Origin of the sequence: Streptococcus suis, assembly GCF_029616525.1 — a bacterium.
Classification (GTDB): Bacteria; Bacillota; Bacilli; order Lactobacillales; family Streptococcaceae; genus Streptococcus; species Streptococcus suis_AF.
This window is the reverse complement of sequence record NZ_JANFME010000004.1, coordinates 42104-64272: the sequence shown is the minus strand read 5'-3', so window position 1 is coordinate 64272 and position 22169 is coordinate 42104. Positions and strand designations below refer to the sequence as shown.

The window sequence follows — 22169 nt, the reverse complement described above, 5'->3', positions numbered from 1 at the left end:
TTGAATTCGATGCTTTTTTTGATATTTTAAGAGGCTATTTCAGTACCCATTCTCTAAGAGCGTGGGCTACACCGCTCTCATCATTTGACTTCGTAATGTATTTGGCGATTTTCTTCAATTCAGGATTTCCGTTTTCCATGACAACAGGATTACCAACAACTTCCAACATTGGACGGTCATTTTCTTGGTCACCGATGGCCATGGTTTGATCCATTGTTAGTCCAAGCTTCTCAGCTAGATGAATGATAGCTTGTCCCTTGTTAACCGTTTTAGGGGTGATTTCCAAATAAAATGGTGCTGATTTTGCTACGTTGTACTTCTCAGTCAAGCTGGTCGGTAGAAGTGGAATAGCAGCATCAAGAATTTCTGGCTCATCAACCATCATTGTTTTGATGATTTCCTTGTCAGCCATTTCTTCAGGAGTGCGATAGAAAATGGGTGCACTTACTAGTGTTGATTCGTAAATGGTGTATTTACCGATGTTACGGTTGGCAGTATAGATACCTTCCTTGGTGCTGGCATGCATTGGGAGCATGAGTTTACGGGCAGCAGATTCGATGTCGAGATAATCCTCATAAGTCAAGGTATCTTTGACAATATCCTCACCAGTTGCTGCATCTTGGACTAAGCCACCGTTAAAAGTGATGACGTAGTCACCTGCTTCTGTAAGATTGAGTTCTTCTAAAATTGCTTGAACACCGGAAATGGGGCGACCAGTAGCAATAACAATTTTAACGCCTGCTTTTTTTGCTTCTTGGATTGCTGAGTGTACTTCAGCTGTAATTTGGTGTTGACTATTTAGTAGTGTACCATCAATATCAATGGCGACAAGTTTAATGCTCATTTGATTCTCCAATTATAAAGTGATCGTTATGTATGTGGCTGTTAAAATCAGCTATTTGAGGTGCGAAAATTCCTGTTTCTTCTAACATTTCTTTTGGGAAATAGAAGCGGCTATCGCCATGGATTGTGCCTGATAAGGAATGGACAATTGGTGATAGAGAGGATAGTTCTACCAAGGTTTCATCTTTGCGATAAATCTCAATTTGAGTCCGTTTCTTTTCAGCATTCGGTCGGTAAATGTCATACGGCAAATCAAAGTTGTGGTGAATAGCAGTATAGTATTCTGGGTCAAACCCGACGTCTGCGACTAGGCTACGCAGGCGGTCCAAAGCTTCCTCTTCTTCGGCCTTGAAAGTGATGGATTTGAGTACTTTCCTATTGATATAGCGCTGGGCTAAGTCAGATAAAATACGATCTGGTCCATCTATCCATGATTGAAAGTAAGTATTCATAACTCCATCATCAAGACTGAGGTAGTCGGTTAGACGGATACGATGCTCAAAAAAAGGTAATAGCCGAGGTGAAGTTCGTGCAAAAAACTCCTGTTCACTAGTATATAGTAGTTTGGCACGATTGAGTAAATTCTGCAATAGGACTTCCATAGAGCGGCTTGCTGGATGAAAATAGACTTGCATGTACATCTGGTAGCGGCTGAGAACGTAGTCTTCTACTGCATGCATACCAGATTCTTTGAAGGCAATTCCATTTTCTGTCGGGCGAATGACACGTAATATCCTAGTTAGGTCAAATTCACCATAGTTCGCACCTGTGAAGTAGGAATCTCGTAATAGATAATCCATCCGGTCAACATCAATCTGGCTCGAAATGAGTTGAACGACCTGTTTATTTGGATAGGTGTGTTTGATAACACTAGCAACCTTGTCTGGAAACTCAGGTGAAACTTGTTTCAACAGAGCATTGATCTCCGTTTCTGGACTAGTAATAATAGCACAGGTCATTTCCTCATGGTCTGTATCAAATAGACGCTCGAAGGTATGAGAATAGGCCCCGTGTCCGACATCATGGAGTAGCGCAGCAACCATGGTCAGTAGGGACTCATTTGTATCCCAGATTTGTGGATACTTGTCTTCAAATTTTTGAGTAATCCGTCTGGCGATTTCGTAGGCGCCAAGGCAGTGCGAAAAGCGGCTATGCTCACCACCATGGAAGGTATAGGAGGTAGTCCCTAGTTGCTTGATGCGGCGTAGTCGCTGAAATTCTTTTGTATTGATAAGTTTATAAATCAGCTCATGATCAACATGTACATAGTTATGAACTGGATCGCGAAATACTTTTTCTATCATAGTTTCATTATAACAAAAAAGGGAGATAAATTCCTGATTTTTCTAAAACACAAGGATATTGCTATGTACCCAATGGAATCTTTTGGTATAATGGAGAAATGAATAATCAAATTATCTTATTAACTATTCAGGTCTTTATTGTAGCCCTTATTCTTTGGATGCTTTACACAATTTTATCCTATGCTAAAAAGCACGATATTTCTCTAAAAGAGAAATTTTGGACAGGGTTTGGTATCGGTTATGTTACTGATTTGCTAGACACCTTGGGGATTGGAACCTTTGCAACGACAACCACTATGTTTAAACTGACAAAGTTGGTGGAAGACGATCGTAAAATTCCTGCGACCATGACAACGGCGCACATCATACCAGTCTTAGTAGAGGCGCTATTGTTTATTACGATAGTTGAGGTTGATATGGTCACTCTGATTGCTATGGCAGCAGCGGCATTTACGGGTGCCTTTGTTGGTGCCAAGGTAACTCAAAAATGGGATACAAAGAAAGTTCAACGAATTCTTGGGATTTTACTAATTATTGCAGCCTGTTTCATGGTCTATCGCATGATTACTAACCCTGGCGCAGATCTTACCAATGAAGTAAAGGGCTTAACTGGTTGGAAACTGGCTGTTGGTATTGCCTTTGATTTTATGGTGGGAATGCTGATGAGTATGGGACTGGGTAACTATGCTCCTGAGTTAATTTTCTTCTCATTGATGGGAATTAGTCCATCGGTTGCTCTTCCAGTTATGATGTTGAATGCTGCTATGATTATGACAGCTGGTGCCAAGCAGTTTATCCAATCAGGACGAGTAAACTGGCCAGGAGTTCCAGGAATCATTGTCGGTGGGGTGCTAGGTGTTTTGACAGCCGCTTTCTTCCTATCAAATTTGGATATTAATAGTTTGAAAATTTTAGTTGTCTTCATTGCAGCGTATACAGGCTTTACTCTGCTTCGCTCATCCTTTGTTACTAGGATTAAAAAATAGTAGGAGGAACTATGAATATTCATTTACGAAATGAAATTGATCTGGACGGGCAGATTGAGGTAGTGGATCAGCAATTTCAAGTGGAAGTTAAGGAAAAAGATGGGAATATCTATCTCATTTATAGTAACGATGAAGCTGAAAAAGTTGTCATAAAATGTGACGAAGAAGAGTTAGTGATGACACGCTTTTCCACTCCGAAGTCTATTATGCGATTTATTTCTGGTAAAGAAGCTATTGTGACCATTCCTACACCGTTAGGAATCCAGCATTTTGTGACCGATACAAAACGTTACCAATTAAACCGTTCGGATCAAAGTGTCCAGTTGCAATATGAATTAAAGGGATTGGAGAACCAGCAGCTTTTTGCTTCCTATGATTTGGAAATCTCGTGGAAATAATCTCTTATTTCCAGAAAAATATTCTTGAATTTCTCGGGATTTTTGATATAATAGTTAACAAATCGAGGGAGTAGCTAGCGGAAAATTCCGTGATATTGTCGTCAATCCGACTTGTTTCCGGCAATATATTAAATAGCGAGACTTGTTTTAGAACCTGTCTTCGCAAGTAAGGTATTTTTAGATAAGAGATAGTTTTTTGTCTATCAAGGCAGTTTTTTGAAGGAATACTGACTGTATTTCAAAAAAAAACTAATACTCAATGAAAATCAAAGTCAGGCTAGGCGACGCCGATGCAGATTGAACTAAAGTTCATCAATTCAAGTCAACAACGCCTGAGTTTGATTTTCGAAGAGTATAAAGATGAGTGACAGAAAACTAGCCCTAGATAGAAGTGCTGAGCTGTGAAGAGAGGTTCTCATTAAACAGGTCTCTTTTTTATTTGTTAGGTAAAAAAGAGACCGAGAAGGAGAAGGAAATTGTCAAAAGAACAAAAACGCGATTTGTTTTATACACAGAGCGAAGAGCAAGTATTGTCAAGCATGGGGTCTTCTTTGGACGGTTTGTCTAGTGATGAAGCAAGCAAACGTCTAGCAGACTACGGTCGTAACGAATTGGATGAGGGTGAAAAACGCACACTCTTAGCTAAATTCTTGGATCAGTTCAAAGACTTGATGATTATTATTTTGATTGCAGCAGCAATCTTGACGGTGATTACAGAAGGTTCACACGGTTTGACAGATGCCATTATCATCTTGGCTGTGGTTATCTTGAACGCTGCCTTTGGTGTTTATCAAGAGGGTCAAGCTGAGGCAGCCATTGAGGCGCTAAAAAACATGTCAAGCCCAGTTGCGCGTGCGCTTCGTGACAATCATGTAGTCGAGGTTGATTCTAAAGACTTGGTACCAGGTGACATCGTCTTGCTTGAAGCAGGTGATGTTGTCCCTGCCGATATGCGTCTGTTGGAAGCTAACTCTTTGAAAATTGAAGAAGCGGCTCTGACTGGTGAGTCTGTTCCTGTCGATAAGGACTTGAGCAAGGAATTGGCAGAAGATGCACCAATTGGTGACCGTGTTAACATGGCTTACCAAAACTCAAACGTGACCTACGGTCGTGGTCTTGGGGTGGTAACGAACACTGGTATGTTTACAGAGGTTGGTCATATCGCAGGTATGCTTGCTAATGCAGATGAGACCGATACACCTTTGAAGCAGAACCTCAATCAATTGTCTAAGGTCTTGACCTATGCAGTTTTGATTATTGCAGCAATCACCTTTGCAGTCGGAATGTTCCGACGTGACCCTTCTTTGACAGTCGGAGAAGCGGCATTAGCCAACCTTATGACCTCTGTTGCCCTTGCGGTTGCGGCGATTCCAGAAGGTTTGCCTGCAATCGTTACGGTTGTCCTTTCACTTGGTACACAGGTATTGGCTAAGCGCAATTCTATCATCCGTAAATTGCCAGCCGTTGAAACACTTGGTTCAACTGAAATTATCGCATCAGATAAGACTGGTACTTTGACTATGAACCAGATGACTGTCGAGAAAGTTTATACAAATGGTCAGTTGATTGATGCGAAGGAAGCCTTGGATGCAAGCAATACAACGCTTCGTGTTATGAACTTTGCCAACGATACAAAAGTTGACCCAACTGGTAAATTGATCGGTGACCCAACGGAAACGGCACTTGTTCAATTTGGTTTGGATCAAAACTTTGACGTTCGTGAAGTCTTGGTATCTGAGCCTCGTGTGGCTGAATTGCCATTTGACTCAACACGTAAATTGATGTCAACTGTTCACCAACAAGCTGCTGGAAACTTCTTTGTAGCTGTTAAAGGTGCCCCAGACCAATTGCTCAAACGTGTAACGCAAATTGAAGAAAACGGTACAATCCGTCCGATTACCGATGCGGATAAACAAGCCATTCTTGCCACTAACAAGGACTTGGCTAAGCAAGCACTTCGTGTCTTGATGATGGCTTACAAGTATGTTGATGCTATTCCTGAATTGGAATCTGACGTTGTTGAAAACGACCTTGTCTTCTCAGGTTTGGTTGGTATGATTGACCCTGAGCGTCCTGAAGCGGCAGAAGCTGTTCGTGTTGCTAAGGAAGCTGGTATCCGTCCAATCATGATTACGGGTGACCACCAAGATACAGCTGAGGCGATTGCAAAACGTCTTGGTATCATCGATCCAAACGATACAGAAGACCATGTATTTACAGGTGCAGAGCTCAACGAATTGACGGATGAAGAGTTCCAGAAAGTCTTCAAACAATATTCTGTATACGCTCGTGTATCTCCAGAACATAAGGTTCGTATCGTTAAGGCTTGGCAAAATGATGGTAAGGTTGTTGCCATGACTGGTGACGGTGTTAACGATGCGCCATCACTTAAGACAGCCGACATCGGTATCGGTATGGGTATCACAGGTACGGAAGTTTCGAAAGGTGCCTCTGATATGGTCCTTGCAGATGACAACTTTGCAACTATCATTGTGGCGGTTGAAGAAGGACGTAAAGTCTTCTCAAACATCCAAAAAACCATCCAGTATCTCTTGTCAGCCAACACTGCTGAGGTATTGTGTATCTTCCTTGCTACTCTCTTTGGTTGGGACGTATTGGAGCCAGTTCATCTTCTTTGGATCAATTTGGTAACAGATACACTTCCAGCGATTGCCCTTGGTGTTGAACCTGCTGAACCAGGTGTTATGCAGCACAAACCTCGTGGTCGTAACTCAAGCTTCTTCTCAGGTGGTGTCTTGAGTTCGATTATCTATCAAGGTATCCTTCAAACAGCACTTGTCTTAGGCGTATATGGTTTTGCACTTCTTTACCCAGAGCATGCTGGAGATAACCATGCCATTCATGCGGATGCTCTTACGATGGCATATGTTACTCTTGGATTGATTCAGTTGGTGCATGCCTTCAACGTTAAATCTGTTTACCAATCTATCTTTACCGTTGGTCCATTCAAGAACAAACTCTTTAACTGGTCTATCGTAGCTGCCTTCTTGCTCTTGATGGCGACTGTTGTGATTCCAGGATTCAATACCTTCTTCAAGGTATCTATCTTGACACCAACTCAATGGATGGTAACAGTAATCGGTTCAGGTCTCATGGTTGTCGTTGTAGAAATTGTTAAATTTGTTCAACGTAAGTTGGGATTGGATGAAAAAGCTATCTAATATAGTTATTCAGCTTATCTTTTATTACTTCGTTAACTCGCCTTGCCGTACTTCAGTACAGCCTGCGCCTCGTTGCCTTGTACTAAAAGCAAACTGAAGACTATATCATTTGAAAAAGCTCAGATTTAGTGGTCTGAGCTTTTTTCTGTACTGATAATGTATTTTGGGAAGATTGCTTGTCCCGACAAAGTGATGGCTAGTGCTAGTATGAGGAGGATGGTTTTGACAAGAGTTGGTAAGTTAAATAGTAAGGCGATTGGTACGATAGCCAAGCTGAAATAGTAGAGAGTGAAGTACTTGCTATTCTCCACTATTTGGACCCTATCGCCCTCCTTAACTTGAATGCTCGATTTTTTATCCCCTCGAATGCTTAGTGTAACAGATGGTTGTGTAATTGGTAAGCTTAGAATTTTACCTTGAGTAACTGTCCCAGCAATTTTTCCATCTACCAGGAGCGGAAGTTTTTGGGAGGATAGTTGTTTGATAGTTTTTGGATAATGAATAATAACTCTCATATGAACCTCCTTGTAATCTAGTTTCATTATAGCAAAAAAGAAAAAAATGTAAACGATTTCTGCCGCTGTTTTCCCCTACAGGCTTGCTTGAAGAATAAGAAACTGCTATAATTTTGAAGAGGTAGGAGTTTATATGAATTATCTTCAGAATTATATTTTAAGTAAAAGCAGTTATTTGCCATCTGATAAGTTATTCATTCTGCAAAAAGAACTAGAAGATTTAGATGATGAGGCTTTAAACGTTCTTATGATGGTTGAGATGCGTCAACCTCTTGTCGCTCTTATTTTGGCTATTTTCTTCGGTGAGTTTGGTGTCGACCGTTTTTATGTCGGGAATAAAGAATTGGGATTTGCCAAGCTGATTGCTTTTGCAGTATCTTTTGTTACGCTATTTATCTTGATTGGGTTCTTGTTATTTTTTGGGCTTTATTTGTGGAAATTTATTGATTGCTTCTTAATCATGCGAGCATGTAAGGAAGCGAACTTTGAGCGTTTGATGCTACAAATCCATCAATATAAGGCTTTTCAGCATAGCAATCAGACATTTTAATAAGATATTTTTGGGAATAAGGGGAGGCTTGGTAGTGTCTTCCTTTTCTGTTTTTAGTAGGCTGTAAAGTACTTGTAATATGGAACGAGCTTTGTCACAGAAGTGACATTTTATAGAACAGCATTTATGATATAATGATAAAATATGCTAGTTGAGAGGAGAATTTCTATGCAGACAAAGAAAATGAGTATGTTTTTATTTTTTGCCTATCTCCTTTTGCTTACTTGGATGATTGTCTTTAAGATGGACTTGAGCATCGTATATGGACGCTATGGTTATGCTAGTATAAACTTAATTCCGTTTGCAGGAACAGCGGTCTATGATGGAGTGCTGGATTTTCCAGAAATTCTATTTAATATTGTAAGTTTTATTCCCTTTGGTATTTATATGGAAATGCTATTTCGCAAGGCATCGTGGGTGGCTAATCTATGTTTGATTATGTTAGTGAGTCTCTGCTTTGAGGTTCTGCAATATCTTCTTTTACTTGGGGTTGCAGATATAACTGATATACTGGCTAACGGCTTAGGGGGGGCAATCGGTATTAATATCATGTATGTCTTGACCAGTATTTGGCGGGAGAAGGCCTATGTTCGTATGAATATTTTTTGTTTTGTACTAACGTTTTTTGTTATATTAATAACTTATTTAGCTATGTAGGTCTTGCTAAATATATCCAAAGTTTGCTAAAATGAATATAATGAATATTAAGGAAGAGATTATTAAATTATCTCAGGAAATCGGAATCTCGAAGATTGGTTTTACAACGGCTGATGATTTTGCTTATTTGGAGAAATCACTGCGTGCTAGTCAGGAAGAAGGGCGTTCGTCAGGATTTGAACACAAGAATATCGAAGAACGTATCCGTCCCAAACTGTCGTTAGAATCTGCCAAAACCATCATTTCTATCGCGGTAGCTTATCCTCGACATTTGCCTGTTAAACCGCAGAAGACCCAATACAAACGTGGGAAGATTACCCCTAGTTCATGGGGGCTTGATTACCACTATATCTTGCAAGATAAGATGGAGCGTTTGGCACGGGGAATTGAGAAACTGACGGATGGTTTGGAATACAAGGCTATGGTAGATACAGGAGCTTTGGTGGATACAGCGGTCGCTCGTCGTGCAGGAATTGGCTTTATCGGTAAGAATGGGCTAGTCATTTCTAAGGAATTTGGTTCCTATATGTTTTTGGGAGAACTGGTGACCAATCTGGACATCGAACCAGATCAACCAGTAGATTATGATTGTGGTGATTGCAATCGCTGTGTTGCAGCCTGTCCGACGTCTTGTCTATTAGGTGATACGACCATGAATGCCCGTCGTTGCCTGTCCTTTCAGACCCAGGATAAGGGTATGATGGACTTGGAGTTTCGTAAGAAAATCAAGACGGTTATCTATGGTTGTGATATTTGCCAGATTTGTTGTCCTTACAATAAAGGAATTTCCAGTCCACCTGTGGTGGAGATTGACCCAGAATTGGCTGAGCCTGAGCTGATTCCATTCTTGGACTTGTCAAATGGACAATTCAAGGAGAAATTTGGCCTGATTGCTGGTTCTTGGCGGGGAAAAAATATTCTCCAGCGCAATGCCATCATAGCCTTAGCTAATAGCAATGACCGCTCTGCCATTCCCAAACTCCTAGAAATCATCGATAAAAAACAAAATCCTGTCCACATGGCAACGGCGATCTGGGCCTTGGGGCAATTGGTCAAACAGCCCAATGATGAGATGGTTTCCTTTATTGCAGGTATTTCATCAGACAATGATGATGTCAGAGCAGAGCAAACGGCCTTTCTCAACATGGTCAAGGACTTGCAAATGTGATATAATAAAGATTATGAATAAAAATGAGGTGTATATGGATACAGCAGAAATTCGCCAAAAGGTTGAAGAACTTGGCAAAAAATTAACTTCTTTTAGGGGGTCTCTTTGACTTAGAAGGTCTGGAAGAAGAGATTGCCATTCTTGAGAACAAGATGACGGAGCCAGATTTCTGGAATGATAATTTGGCAGCCCAGAAGACGTCTCAGGAGTTGAATGAATTAAAAAATACTTATGGAAATTTCCATCAGATGTTGGATTTATATGATGAATCCGAAATTTTGCTAGATTTTCTAGCAGAAGATGAGTCTGTGCGGGATGAGTTGGTTGAAAAGTTAGCGGAATTGGACAAAACAATGACTGCTTACGAAATGACCTTGCTCTTGTCAGAACCCTATGATCACAATAACGCTATCTTGGAAATCCATCCAGGTTCGGGTGGTACCGAGGCACAAGACTGGGGAGAAATGCTCCTGCGGATGTATCAGCGTTATGGAAATGCCAAAGGTTTTACAGTAGAAACCTTGGATTATCAAGCTGGTGATGAGGCAGGTATTAAGTCCGTGACTCTAAGCTTTACTGGGCCAAACGCCTATGGCTTGCTTAAGTCAGAAATGGGTGTTCATCGTTTGGTGCGCATCTCACCTTTTGACTCAGCCAAGCGTCGTCATACTTCCTTTACATCTGTAGAGGTAATGCCTGAGTTGGACGATACCATTGAAATTGAAATCAGAGATGATGAAGTGAAGATGGATACCTTCCGGTCAGGAGGTGCTGGTGGACAGAACGTCAACAAGGTCTCAACGGGTGTTCGATTGACGCACATTCCGACAGGGATTGTGACTCAGTCCACAGTTGACCGTACTCAGTATGGAAACCGAGACCGTGCAATGAAACTCTTGCAGGCTAAATTGTATCAATTGGAGCAGGAGAAGAAAGCGGCAGAAGTAGACTCACTCAAGGGTGACAAGAAAGAGATCACTTGGGGAAGTCAGATTCGTTCTTATGTCTTTACACCTTATACAATGGTAAAAGACCACCGTACTGGTTATGAGGTGGCTCAAGTCGATAAGGTTATGGACGGAGACTTGGACGGCTTTATAGATGCTTATTTAAAATGGCGAATTAGCTAAGAACCTGTATCTACAAGTGAAGTGCTTGTAAATAAGAGATAGTTTTTCGCTCATCAAGGAAGTTTTTTGAGAGAATACGGACTGTATTTTGAAAAAAACGTTCTCAAATCTAAAGAAAGGACTGTCTAAGACAGGAAATCCTATGGGAATAATAGAAATGAAAGACGTTTCCAAGAAATATGGAAACGGAACGACTGCCCTTCGCGGAGTATCAGTCAATGTTGAAGCGGGAGAATTTGCCTACATTGTAGGTCCTTCTGGTGCAGGTAAGTCAACCTTTATCAAACTCTTGTATCGGGAGGAAAAGCTCGATAAGGGGAGTCTAAAGGTTGGTAAGTTTGACCTTGCAAAAATTAAAAAGAGAGATGTTCCTCTTCTACGTCGTAGTGTAGGAGTGGTTTTCCAAGACTACAAACTCTTACCTAAAAAGACTGTCTTTGAAAATATTGCTTATGCGATGGAAGTTATCGGTGAAAAACCACGGAATATCAAGAAACGTGTAATGGAAGTTTTGGATTTGGTTGGTTTGAAGCACAAGATTCGCTCTTTTCCAAATGAACTTTCAGGTGGTGAGCAACAGCGGATTGCTATTGCCCGTGCCATTGTAAATAATCCTAAAGTATTGATTGCTGATGAACCAACGGGTAACTTGGACCCTGAAAACTCTTGGGAAATCATGAACCTATTGGAGCGAATCAATTTGCAGGGGACAACGGTTCTTATGGCAACTCATAATAGCCAGATTGTTAATACCCTCCGCCATCGGGTAATCGCGATCGAAGACGGTCGATTAGTACGGGATGAAGAACAAGGAGAGTATGGATACGATGATTAGACGATTTTTTAGACACTTTATTGAATCATTGAAGAGTTTGAAGCGAAATGGTTGGATGACAATTGCAGCTATTTCATCTGTAGCTATTACTCTTACTTTGGTTGGTCTCTTTGCTTCAGTTATTTTAAACACAGCAAAGCTTGCTTCGGATTTGGAACAGAATGTACGTATCAATGTATACTTGAGAGCGAACTCAACTGATCAAGCTGAGACGATTGTGAACGAAGCAGGAGAGACGGTAGCTAATCCAGATTATCAAAAGGTGTACAATCAGATTACAGCCTTAGAAAATGTACAATCTGTTACTTATTCAAGTAAGGATGAACAGTTGCAGAAATTAACAGCTACCTTGGGAGATACTTGGAACCTATTCCAAGGAGATGCCAATCCACTTTACGATGCTTATATCATTGATACGACAGATCCAAATTATGTTAAATCTGTTGCAGCAGAGATTGCTAAAATTGATGGTGTTACAGAGGTTCGAGATGGTGAAGTAGAGACAGAGCGAATTTTCAAGTTGGCTGATTTAGTTCGGACTTGGGGATTGGCAGCGACTGGTTTATTGCTCTTTACTGCGGTCTTCTTGATTTCTAATACTATTCGAATTACTATTATTTCTCGTAGCCGTGAAATTCAGATTATGCGTCTGGTTGGTGCTAAAAACAGTTATATCCGTGGACCATTCCTCTGGGAAGGTGCCTGGGTAGGGTTCCTCGGAGCTATTTTACCTTCTGTTTTAGTCTATTCTCTTTATAAGATGATCTATACTTCAGTAAATGCTAGTCTTGCTAGTCAAGATTTGTCTCTGATTAGTATGAATGTCTTTGTTCCAGGAATGATTGGCGCACTTTTTGTAATTGGTATTATTATTGGTTCCTTAGGATCAGTCATTTCCATGAACCGCTACTTAAAAATTTAATAGACAAGCTACATGTAAAAAGGTCTGCACAATAATGAGGCAGACCTTTTTGTTATGGATGTCTATGGTGAGAAGATTCGTTCATCTCTTGCTTAATAGTACAGTCGCAGGAACAATCTCCGCAGGATCCTTTTCCTTTGATGAGACTGCGAATAGCAAGAGAAAATAAGATGACGATGATGAGAAAGAGGATAAGTGTGGGCATTAATATTCTCCTTTTTCTAATGTTTTTAGCGTGACGATTGGAAGAGTGTTGGTTGGTTTTTTCACTAGGCTGTAGATAGCTGTGATAATTAGAAAGATAGCGATAAATGTCCAGACGGTTGGTAATTGTCCGTAGATAAGTACAAGACCAATCTGATAGATAACCAAACTACTTGCATAGGCTAAACCTGTTTGGAAACCGATAGCAATCCATGTCCACTTGGCTTCTCCCATTTCACGGTGAATGGCACCAATAGCCGCAAAACAAGGGGCACAGAGGAGATTGAAGACTAGGAAGGAGTAGGCTGACAATGCTGTATAGTCTTGTTGTAAAAGCCCCCAGAGTTCGGGATTTTCTTCGGTTGTTTCTCCTAATTTATAGAGGATACCAAAGGTGGCAATGACGGTTTCCTTGGCTAAGAGACCTGTAATGGCTGCAACAGTTGCTCGCCAATTTCCGAAACCAAGTGGGGCAAAGAGGAGAGAAAAACTGCGTCCAATGGAGGCTAAGATACTTTCATCTGTTTCTACCATTTGTAAAGACCAATTATAGGAACTGCTGAACCAAATAATGATGTTGGTCACAAATATAATGGTACCAGCCCGTTTGATAAAACTAAGTGCCTTATCGAATGCATATCGGAGAACCGTACTGAGTTTCGGTAAGTGGTAAGATGGTAATTCCATGATAAAGGGGCTTGCGACTCCACCAAGTTGCTTGGTCTTTTTTAGTGCCATTCCGGATAGGACGATGGCAGCCATACCGACAAAATAGGTGCTTGGAGCAATCCAAGGATTGTCAGGAAAGAAAGCACCGGCTACCAGCGAAATGATAGGAAGTTTGGCAGAACAGGGCATGAAGGTTGCGGTCATAATGGTGATTTTTCGGTCCTGTTCATTTTCAATAGTCCGGCTTGCCATGACTCCAGGAACGCCACAGCCTGTGGAAATCAACATGGGAATAAAGGATTTGCCTGATAGACCAAAACGTCTAAAAATCCTATCCATGACAAAGGCGACTCGGCTCATATAGCCGATGTCTTCCAAGATTCCCAAGCAGACGAAGAGGACGAAAATTTGTGGTACAAAACCTAGAATGGCTCCGCATCCTGCAATAATGCCATCAAGGACCAGAGATTGTAGCCAGCCAGCGATTTCAAATCTATCTAGATTTTCCTGAATAAGGCCTGGAACAAGCTCTCCGAAGAGGACATCATTCACCCAGTCGGTCCCCATTGTACCAACCGTTTGAATAGACAGGAAGTAGGTCAGCCACATGACTGCCGCAAAGATAGGGAGGGCAAGAAAACGATTGGTAACAAGTCGGTCGATGTTATCAGACAGGTTAAAAGTCTTATCGCTGTCTTTTGTGACCAGTTCTGTGATTTTCTCGATAAATTGGTAGCGTTGATTGACGATAATGGCTTCCATATCGTCTGCGTAAATTTTTTCCAAAATGGCAATAATTTCGGTCAAATCAAGCATGTTTTGTGCATTGAGTTGCAATTGGTCTAGAATGACTTGATCTTGTTCGAGTAGCTTAATGGCGTAGAAGCGTTTTTGATGATTTGGGATGGAATCCGATAATAGGTCAATAACTTGGGCAAGACCGGCTTCAAATTGTTTGTCATACTGAGGATAGATTGGCTCGGCTTGTTGATTGGTAATTTTTTCTACTTCATGGAGGAGCTGGGATATACCTAGCTTTTTTAGTGCACTGATAGGCTGTACAGGAACTCCCAGTTGATAGGAGAGTTGGTCGCTGTTTATTGTGCGACCTTGACTTTTCAGGGCATCTGTCATATTGAGGGCGATAACAATAGGAAGGCCCATTTCTAATAACTGCAAGGTCAGATAGAGATTCCGTTCCAAGTTTGTTGCATCAAGGACGTTGAGGATAGCAGCTGGTTGGTCCGCTATCAAATAATCTCTGGCAACCCGTTCTTCTGGTGTGTAGGGAGACAGCGAGTAGATACCTGGTAAATCTTGAATTAGTAAATGTTTTCGCTTTTTGATCGTTCCAGATTTTCTTTCAACGGTGACTCCAGGCCAGTTACCGACACGTTGGTTGGTCCCTGTTAGGAGGTTGAAAAGAGTTGTTTTTCCGCTATTTGGATTTCCTGCAAGGGCGATGTGTTTTGTCATTTCCCCACCTCGCTTGTGATTTGAACACCAATCATTTGCGCTTCGGATTTGCGTAGTGTCAGCTCGTATCCTCTCAAGGTAATTTCGATTGGATCGCCCAGGGGAGCGACTTTTTTGAGAAATAGCTGCGTGTTCTTTGTAAGTCCCATATCCATGAGGCGACGACGGAGTGCACCTGTTGCATAGATGTCCATAACCTTAGCTGAGCTACCAATAGGTGCCTCGGATAGATTGATTATTTCCGTAGCTGACTTTTCTATTAAAACCAGAGATTCGATAATTTCTCTGTCTAGGGCTAGACGACTTGCCTTGACTTGGAAAATTGCATTGGTCTTGGTTTTTGAAATGATGCGAATCTCTTCTCCGACTTTTAAACCCAAGTGCGCTAAGTGTTTACGAATATCATCTTGCGTTAGACAATCTTTGACTAAATAAGATTGTCCAACTTGAAGGTTTTGCAGTTTCATATCGTTTCCTTTGTGATTTTTATAACAATAGTATAGCACAATTCCTTAAAAGTGTCAGACAATTTTTAGGAATGGCTTATTTTCTCTTTATTTTTCTCAATATTTCCAAAAAATCCATTGACTTTTTTTAGAGATATGATATACTAGTCAAGTACTGCTGGTTTAGCTCAGTCGGTAGAGCGCATCCATGGTAAGGATGAGGTCGCCGGTTCAATCCCGGCAACTAGCATCGAATACTATCGAAAGGCCTTGTTTGACAAGGTTTTTTCTTATTTTTGTCCTAAATTCGCTCTTATTGTCAAAAATCCCTTGACATGAATGTTTATTATGGTAGAATAGGGCTTAGAAATATGAAAGGAGTAAAACAAATGAACAAGCAACTTGTTATTCAGCAAGCTATTTTTTATCATACACTCCTTTCTAAGCAGGAAAACAAAGCTCATTGATGAACTTTTGTCGTTTTTCGTGGGCTATATTTTGAAACATTGAGACAATCAAGCACTGTGGCCATGGTGTGATAAAAATTGTCGACTATGTTCAAGAGCTGGTCTATTTTTGTGGACTTACGCAAGCCTAGGTGGAGTGAAATGCTTCCCTGGGCTTTTTTGTGCGCTTAGAAAGGTAATACTCTTCGAAAATCAAAATTATCCGTTGTCAACTTGCCTTGATGAACTCCAGTTCTATCTTCGACATTGTTTTCTAGGCTACTTTTGATTTTCATTGAGTATAACGTCTATCAATTGTTGCTGATTGAATAAAGTGGCAAATGATAGGTTATAGATTTGTAAAGGAGATATATGTTTCGATTAATTTTTGATTATATCAAGCGTCATAAGTGGCTCTATCTATTGGTTGCTGTGACCTTGATTATTTATGACGCCACACTTTTGCTACCAACGCAAATCATTCAGCGGATGGTCGATATACTAACCAAGAATGAATTAACACAGGCCATATTGGTTCAGGAGATGACCTTATTGTTATTGGTAACAGTGCTGAACTATGCAACAGCCTTCATTTGGCATCTGAAATTATTTCAGGCCTCTGTCAATTTCAAGTTTGATATGCAGCAACGTGCCTTTAAAAAATTAGTGACCATGCGGACTCCATTTTATGAAAAATTCCGCTCAGGAGATGTCATGACTCGTTTTTCAACGGATGTGGATGGCCTGATGGAGATGGTGGGTTACGGTCTTATGATTGTCGTCTATGCAGGCGGTATGTTGGCTTTTATCATTCCCACGATGTTCTTTATTGATTGGAAAATTTCGCTAGTAGCTTTATTACCAATGCTGTTCATGACACTATGTATATTTTTTATCGGGAGAAAACAAGATAGGGCGATTGATGCCAATAGAGAAGCTGTAGCCCAGCTCAATAATGAAGTTTTGGAGGTCATCGAAGGCATTCGAGTGACTAGGGCTTATAGTAAAAAAGCAAATCAAAAAGCTCAATTTCAAGCTCGTACCAAGCAATTGGCTCAAGGTGGGGATCGAATCACTTCCTTGCAATCATTGTATAATCCATTAGCCACAGTCTGTTTGGGATTGTCTACTATTTTCGTGCTTCTCATGGGGGCACAAGCCGTGAAAGCAGGGCAACTGACCTTGGGACAAGTAATTGCCCTTCAATTGTATGTCGGTTCGCTTTTAGAGCCGTTTTGGACACTAGCAGATTTCATCCTTGTTTATCAGACTGGTAAGACATCTTTCGAAAAACTGCAAGAGCTGATTGAGACGGGTGATGATTTGGAGGCTGATGGTTCTAAGGAAATTGCAGAGCTGTCTAGTATTTCCTTCAAAAATTATAGCTTTAGTTATCCACAGGCGGAAAGAGCCAGCCTACAGGACCTCAATTGGACACTGAAAGCAGGGCAAACTGTAGGTATCGTTGGGAAAACTGGTTCGGGAAAAACGACCTTAGTTCGCCAATTCTTACGCCAGTATCCGATTGGCCAGGGAAATTTTTTCATCAATCATCAATCTGTTTTAGACTTTAAACGTTCTAGTATAGAGGAAAAAATTGGCTATGTTCCACAAGAACACATTTTGTTTTCAAGGTCTGTTGGAGAAAATATTGCCCTAGGGAAAGTAGCTAGTAGCTCTGAGGAGATTGAACAAGCCATTGCCACAGCAGCTTTTAGTCAAGATTTAAAACGGATGACTGATGGTCTTGATACCATGATTGGTGAGCGTGGTGTGTCTATTTCTGGCGGTCAGAAACAACGGATTTCCATTGCCCGTGCTTTCCTGCGAGAGCCAGATTTGCTGATTCTAGATGATTCTTTGTCGGCAGTGGATGCTCGGACAGAACGCCAGATTATCCAAAATATTCAAAAAGAACGTGCAGGAAAAACCAATGTCATCGTGACCCATCGTCTATCTGCTGTCAACCATGCAGACTGGGTACTAGTCTTGGATGAGGGGCGTATCGTTGAGGAAGGGCGTCCAGCTGATTTGCTTGCCCAAAGAGGTTGGTACTATGAACAATACCAACGACAACAAAGCCAGGAAGGAGGAGACTAATGACTATTTTAGGTTTTTTATTAAAACAAATCCGTCGAGTCAAGTGGCTATTTATAGTAGCTGTCGGCTTCTATCTATTGGCTTCGACCATGGTTCGATTGGCTCCTCTGCTGATTCAGCAGGCGATTGATGGGCCGATTACGGATTTGAGCAAGGGTTTGCCCTTTGATGAAGCTGTTTTCTTAAACCAGTCAGCTCAATACATGGGAATGATTATTCTGGGAGCTATTGGCTTCTACCTATCTATGCGTTTACTCATGCATTGCGCCAATCGTATTGCTGAAAATCTACGTAATCAAGCCTACGATGTTATGCAACGGTTGCCTATTTCTTATTTTGATGATAAGCCCGCTGGAAAAATTGCAACTAGAATTGTCAATGATACAGAAACCCTGCGGACACAATTTTATGGGACCTTAGTTAATGCCTTTAACAATATTGTTCGTTTGCTCTTTACATACGGTGTCCTATTTTACATGAATAGGAGTCTTGGTTGGCTGATGTTACTCTTGATACCACTCTATATCGGTATTCAATTTGCTTACAAGAAAATGACAGACAAGCCGATGAAGGATTTTTATGATGCAAGGAGTGATGTCAATACGCAGGTGAATGAGACCATGAATGGTGCAAGTTTGATTCAACTTTTTGGACAAGAAGAGCGCATCATGAAAGAATTTGAAGTGACTGCTGACAAGATGCGTCGGGCAGATAATAAGATTATCTGGGCCCAGTCTCTTGCCACGTGGAATCTGAGTGGTTTTCTGCAAAATTTGGTCATTGCTGCGATTTTAACGGTAGTCGGCTATCAGTTTCTTGCGGGACAGGATGGAGTTACAGCTGGGAAACTCTTTGTTTATGTCAACTATATCGAAGGAGTCTTCATTGCTTTGGGAGCGCTGGTTCAACAGTTCCCAAACATGCTTCGCTCGTTTGAAACAGGTAAGCGTCTAATGGCCCTTCTAGAAGAAGAGGTGGAGGACGACTGTGATCGTATTTTGGTAGTTGAACAAGGGCAAGTCGTGTTTGAACACGTGAACTTTAGCTATGAAGAAAACAGACCAGTTTTGAAAGATATCACCATTCGGGCAGAAAAAGGAGAAACAGTTGCTCTGGTTGGGCATACTGGGTCTGGTAAATCTTCTATTATGAACCTCCTTTATCGTTTCTATGATCCACAGGAGGGACGTGTACTGATTGATGGGAAAAACATCCGTGATTATTCTCGTGAAAGCCTGCGCAGTCACATGGGGATTGTTTTGCAAGATCCCTATCTCTTTACAGGGACGATTGCCAGCAATGTTTCCATGAATGAAGAGGAAGCAGATAGAACAAGAATCATGCAGGCGTTAGAAAAAGTTGGTGCAGGGCCTATGCTATCTCGCTTAGAGAAAGGGATTGATGAACCGGTTGTTGAGAAGGGGGCGGCCTTTTCAAGTGGGGAACGTCAGTTGATTGCCTTTGCGCGGACACTCTACTCTGATCCTAAAATTCTGATATTGGATGAAGCAACTTCTCATATTGATACGGAGACGGAAGAAATTATCCAACATGCCATGGAAGTGGTGAAAGAAGGTCGGACAACCTTTATCATTGCCCACCGACTTTCTACCATTCAAAATGCAGACCAGATTCTTGTCTTAGATCAAGGTCGAATTATTGAACATGGGAAGCATGAAGAATTGGTTGCACGTGGAGGAGTATATGCTCAAATGCATGAGATTCAAGCAAAGGTGTAATAAGCAGTTAAAAATTCCAAGCTTTGGCTGGAATTTTTTGCTATAATTGACTCATGAAAGCCTTAATTTTTGATGTAGATGATACGCTTTATGATCAGATTCAACCGTTTGAACGTGCTTTGGAAAGACACATTGAAGTAGTAAGGGAGCAAATTGAACCACTCTACCTTTCCTTTCGCAGATATGCGGATGAAGTATTTGAAGCGACAGCAATTGGAAAGATGAGTCTGAAAGACAGTCATATTTATCGGATGAAACATGCTTTGGCAGATTTTGGGTATCAGGTGTCTGATGCAACAGCCTTAGCTATTCAAATAGATTATGATTATTTTCAAGGGCAGATAGAGCTCAGTCCAGTGTTTCCAGAAATATTTTCATGGTGTCAGGCGCAAGGAATTGCAATGGGGATTATTACGAATGGACCTTATAGACATCAGTTGAGAAAGATACGCACGATGGGGTTAGTTAATTGGATTGAGCTAGAACATGTCCTTATTTCTGGACAAGTTGGTATCACAAAGCCAAATCCTGCTATTTTTCAACTAATGGAAGAACGTTTGGGGATGTCAGGCGAAGATATTTGTTATCTAGGGGATTCGTTTGAAAATGATATGGTAGGGGCGAAAGCTGCGAATTGGAAGGCAATTTGGTTTAATCATAGAAAGAGAGTAGAGCCAACAGCTCCGTATCAGGCAGATAAAGTGGTGATAGATTGGGAAGAACTGGTCGAAGTTATCCAGTCTTTCTAGTGGTTTCTACAAGGGATTATCAATTTTTTATAGGTGTGATAGGTAAAATATATTAGCAGAATACCTGTCTTTATGATAGTATAAAATGTAAGCATAGAAGTATAGGTGTGAATCCAAGCAGATTTTTATTCCTACTCAATGAAATTTTTTGAAATGGAGTTACCTATGACACAAGCTTTCTTTCCTATCCATACTCTAGAGACTGTTAGTCCAGAATTACGAGAAAACCTTGCGACTGTCAAGAAAAATAATGGCGGTTATATTCCTAATCTCATCGGTCTTTTAGCCAATTCTCCTACAGCCCTAGAAACCTACCAAACTGTTAGTGGTACCAATCGCCGTAGTAGTCTGAATCCGACGGAGCGTGAAGTGGTACAAATTACAGCTGCCGTTGCCAATGGCTGTGGATTTTGCGTGGCAGGTCATACGGCTATTTCTATCAAGCAGGTTAAGATGCCAGATGTTATTCTACAGGCTCTACGCCAGGGAACTCCCATCGAAACGGATGCAAAATTAGATGCTCTCGCTCGATTTACTCTGGCTGTTATCCATGAAAAAGGCAAGGTTGAACAGCCCTTGCTAGAGGAATTTTTCCAAGAGGGCTACACGGCTGAAAATGCCTTGGATGTGGTGTTAGGAGTCAGTCTTGCAACCCTCTGTAATTATGCCAACAATCTCATCAACACTCCTATCAATCCAGAATTACAACCCTATGCTCTGTAGGAGTTTCAGCAGAATATGTATCGAAAACTAGTTAGGACGTTTACGTTATCCTAGCTAGTTTTTTTGAATTAACCAAGTGTGATTTTCCTAATATACATTTGATACTCTTCGAAAATCAAAATTATCCGTTGTCAACTTGCCTTGATGAACTCCAGTTCTATCTTCGGCTTCGTTTCCTAGGCTACTTTTGATTTTCATTGAGTATGAGATGGCCTTTGTTTTTTAAAACTAGTTTTAGAAGAGGTATAAAATGTTGAAACTAGTTTCAAAAGAAGACTATTTTCTTTCAAAATAGAAATTAGATTTTAAATGAGGAACTGGGATTGAAAAAAAGTTAATGTGCTATATAATAATATTGTAAGCGCTATCTAGGATCCGGGAATAGAAAGGAGAAATTAATGGGCAAGATCAGTAAGGAAGCTCTAAAAGAACAGATAAAAGATGGAATTATCATTTCCTGTCAGGCTTTGCCAGGCGAACCTCTGTATAGGGAAGAAGGCGGTATTATGCCTTTACTAGTCAAGGCTGCCCAAGAAGCAGGGGCTGTCGGTATTCGGGCCAATAGTGTACGAGATATTAAGGAGATAAAAGAAGTAACTACTTTACCAATTATCGGAATTATCAAGCGAGACTATCCTCCACAAGAGCCCTTTATTACGGCTACGATGCGAGAAGTAGACGAGTTAGCAGCTCTAGATATTGAAGTCATTGCTCTTGATTGTACCAAGCGTGAGCGTTATGACGGACTCGATATTGTTGATTTCATTAAGCAAATCAAGGAAAAATACCCCGAACAACTTTTTATGGCAGATATTTCAACCTTTGAGGAAGGATTAACTGCTTATGAAGCAGGCATTGATTTCATTGGGACAACACTTTCGGGGTATACATCCTATAGTAGGCAGGAGGAGGGACCAGATATTGAATTGGTTGACCGCTTGTGCCGAGCAGGTATCGATGTGATAGCGGAAGGAAAAATACACTATCCTGATCAAGTAAAAATTATTCATAATTTAGGTGTGGCAGGAATTGTTGTAGGCGGAGCGATCACACGTCCAAAGGAAATCGCAGAGCGGTTTATTAGTGCTTTACATAAATAATAAATAGGTTATAGAAAGGAATGGAGT

General features: G+C 40.9%; 20 protein-coding genes and 1 tRNA gene. 15 read left to right on the top strand and 6 right to left on the bottom strand.

What is annotated here, in order from left to right:
* Positions 1–34: 34 nt before the first annotated feature.
* Both yidA and NOL38_RS02715 read right to left on the bottom strand, forming a co-directional pair.
* Complete coding sequence (yidA, locus tag NOL38_RS02720) at positions 35–844, bottom strand: sugar-phosphatase (protein WP_024386320.1); 810 nt, start codon at positions 842–844, stop codon at positions 35–37.
* Entirely contained in the window at positions 834–2147 is a 1314-nt protein-coding gene (locus tag NOL38_RS02715) for an HD domain-containing protein (RefSeq protein WP_002936179.1), read from the bottom strand. The genes yidA and NOL38_RS02715 overlap by 11 nt, the downstream gene beginning before the upstream one ends.
* Before the next feature lie 98 nt (positions 2148–2245).
* Here NOL38_RS02715 and NOL38_RS02710 point away from each other — a divergent pair, with 98 nt between their 5' ends.
* The 3 genes from NOL38_RS02710 (at position 2246) to NOL38_RS02700 (ending at position 6713) form a co-directional block, all read left to right on the top strand.
* Positions 2246–3133 (top strand): sulfite exporter TauE/SafE family protein, encoded by an 888-nt coding sequence (locus NOL38_RS02710; protein WP_099811490.1) that lies wholly within the window; start codon positions 2246–2248, stop codon positions 3131–3133.
* 11 nt (positions 3134–3144) lie between these two features.
* A complete protein-coding gene (locus tag NOL38_RS02705) occupies positions 3145–3531 on the top strand; it encodes a YwiB family protein (protein WP_099811488.1) in 387 nt (128 codons plus the stop codon).
* A gap of 476 nt (positions 3532–4007) precedes the next feature.
* Positions 4008–6713 (top strand): cation-translocating P-type ATPase, encoded by a 2706-nt coding sequence (locus NOL38_RS02700; RefSeq protein WP_277941295.1) that lies wholly within the window; start codon positions 4008–4010, stop codon positions 6711–6713.
* A 125-nt stretch (positions 6714–6838) separates the two neighbouring features.
* On the opposite strand, the gene NOL38_RS02695 is transcribed toward NOL38_RS02700, so the two are convergent.
* Positions 6839–7228: a hypothetical protein gene (locus NOL38_RS02695; protein ID WP_277941294.1), complete on the bottom strand. Its 390-nt coding sequence runs from the start codon at positions 7226–7228 to the stop codon at positions 6839–6841.
* Positions 7229–7361: 133 nt separating this feature from the next.
* On the opposite strand from NOL38_RS02695, the gene NOL38_RS02690 reads away from it, so the two are divergent.
* The 6 genes from NOL38_RS02690 to ftsX all read left to right on the top strand — a co-directional run bounded on the left by NOL38_RS02690 (position 7362) and on the right by ftsX (position 12490).
* Positions 7362–7778, top strand: coding sequence for a TM2 domain-containing protein (locus NOL38_RS02690; RefSeq protein ID WP_014637624.1), 417 nt, complete (start codon positions 7362–7364; stop codon positions 7776–7778).
* A 168-nt stretch (positions 7779–7946) separates the two neighbouring features.
* The gene (locus NOL38_RS02685) at positions 7947–8435 is read left to right on the top strand and encodes a VanZ family protein (protein ID WP_024382482.1); all 489 of its coding nucleotides are present in this window, start codon (positions 7947–7949) and stop codon (positions 8433–8435) included.
* A 40-nt stretch (positions 8436–8475) separates the two neighbouring features.
* Entirely contained in the window at positions 8476–9603 is a 1128-nt protein-coding gene (gene queG, locus NOL38_RS02680) for a tRNA epoxyqueuosine(34) reductase QueG (protein ID WP_029998165.1), read from the top strand.
* Between the two features lie 34 nt (positions 9604–9637).
* Positions 9638–10733, top strand: a protein-coding gene (gene prfB / locus NOL38_RS02675) for a peptide chain release factor 2 (protein WP_141600520.1) whose coding sequence is annotated in 2 segments (ribosomal slippage) — positions 9638–9709 and positions 9711–10733 — 1095 coding nt in all. Because the reading frame shifts where the segments join, the coding sequence is not laid out codon by codon here.
* Between the two features lie 142 nt (positions 10734–10875).
* Positions 10876–11568, top strand: coding sequence for a cell division ATP-binding protein FtsE (gene ftsE / locus NOL38_RS02670; protein WP_277941293.1), 693 nt, complete (start codon positions 10876–10878; stop codon positions 11566–11568).
* The gene (gene ftsX, locus NOL38_RS02665) at positions 11561–12490 is read left to right on the top strand and encodes a permease-like cell division protein FtsX (protein WP_029186309.1); all 930 of its coding nucleotides are present in this window, start codon (positions 11561–11563) and stop codon (positions 12488–12490) included. The genes ftsE and ftsX overlap by 8 nt, the downstream gene beginning before the upstream one ends.
* Positions 12491–12542: 52 nt before the next feature.
* On the opposite strand, the gene NOL38_RS02660 is transcribed toward ftsX, so the two are convergent.
* Genes NOL38_RS02660 through NOL38_RS02650 form a run of 3 tightly spaced genes read right to left on the bottom strand, consistent with a single transcriptional unit; the run spans position 12543 to position 15306 of the window.
* On the bottom strand, positions 12543–12695 hold the full coding sequence (locus NOL38_RS02660; protein WP_085461704.1) for a FeoB-associated Cys-rich membrane protein: 153 nt from the start codon (positions 12693–12695) through the stop codon (positions 12543–12545).
* Positions 12695–14839, bottom strand: a complete 2145-nt coding sequence (feoB, locus tag NOL38_RS02655; protein ID WP_277941292.1) for a ferrous iron transport protein B — start codon at positions 14837–14839, stop codon at positions 12695–12697. The genes NOL38_RS02660 and feoB overlap by 1 nt, the downstream gene beginning before the upstream one ends.
* A complete protein-coding gene (locus tag NOL38_RS02650) occupies positions 14836–15306 on the bottom strand; it encodes a FeoA family protein (protein ID WP_099776161.1) in 471 nt (156 codons plus the stop codon). Before NOL38_RS02650 ends, feoB begins: the two co-directional genes overlap by 4 nt.
* A 156-nt stretch (positions 15307–15462) precedes the next feature.
* On the opposite strand from NOL38_RS02650, the gene NOL38_RS02645 reads away from it, so the two are divergent.
* The 6 genes from NOL38_RS02645 (at position 15463) to NOL38_RS02620 (ending at position 22142) form a co-directional block, all read left to right on the top strand.
* A tRNA-Thr gene (locus NOL38_RS02645) sits at positions 15463–15535 on the top strand.
* 568 nt (positions 15536–16103) lie between these two features.
* Positions 16104–17831: an ABC transporter ATP-binding protein gene (locus NOL38_RS02640; protein WP_277941291.1), complete on the top strand. Its 1728-nt coding sequence runs from the start codon at positions 16104–16106 to the stop codon at positions 17829–17831.
* On the top strand, positions 17831–19570 hold the full coding sequence (locus NOL38_RS02635; protein ID WP_277941290.1) for an ABC transporter ATP-binding protein: 1740 nt from the start codon (positions 17831–17833) through the stop codon (positions 19568–19570). The genes NOL38_RS02640 and NOL38_RS02635 overlap by 1 nt, the downstream gene beginning before the upstream one ends.
* Positions 19571–19623: 53 nt before the next feature.
* Positions 19624–20319, top strand: a complete 696-nt coding sequence (locus tag NOL38_RS02630; protein WP_277941289.1) for an HAD family hydrolase — start codon at positions 19624–19626, stop codon at positions 20317–20319.
* 165 nt (positions 20320–20484) lie between these two features.
* Positions 20485–21042 (top strand): carboxymuconolactone decarboxylase family protein, encoded by a 558-nt coding sequence (locus NOL38_RS02625; protein WP_425244228.1) that lies wholly within the window; start codon positions 20485–20487, stop codon positions 21040–21042.
* Between the two features lie 398 nt (positions 21043–21440).
* Positions 21441–22142: an N-acetylmannosamine-6-phosphate 2-epimerase gene (locus NOL38_RS02620; RefSeq protein ID WP_277941288.1), complete on the top strand. Its 702-nt coding sequence runs from the start codon at positions 21441–21443 to the stop codon at positions 22140–22142.
* Positions 22143–22169: the final 27 nt, after the last annotated feature.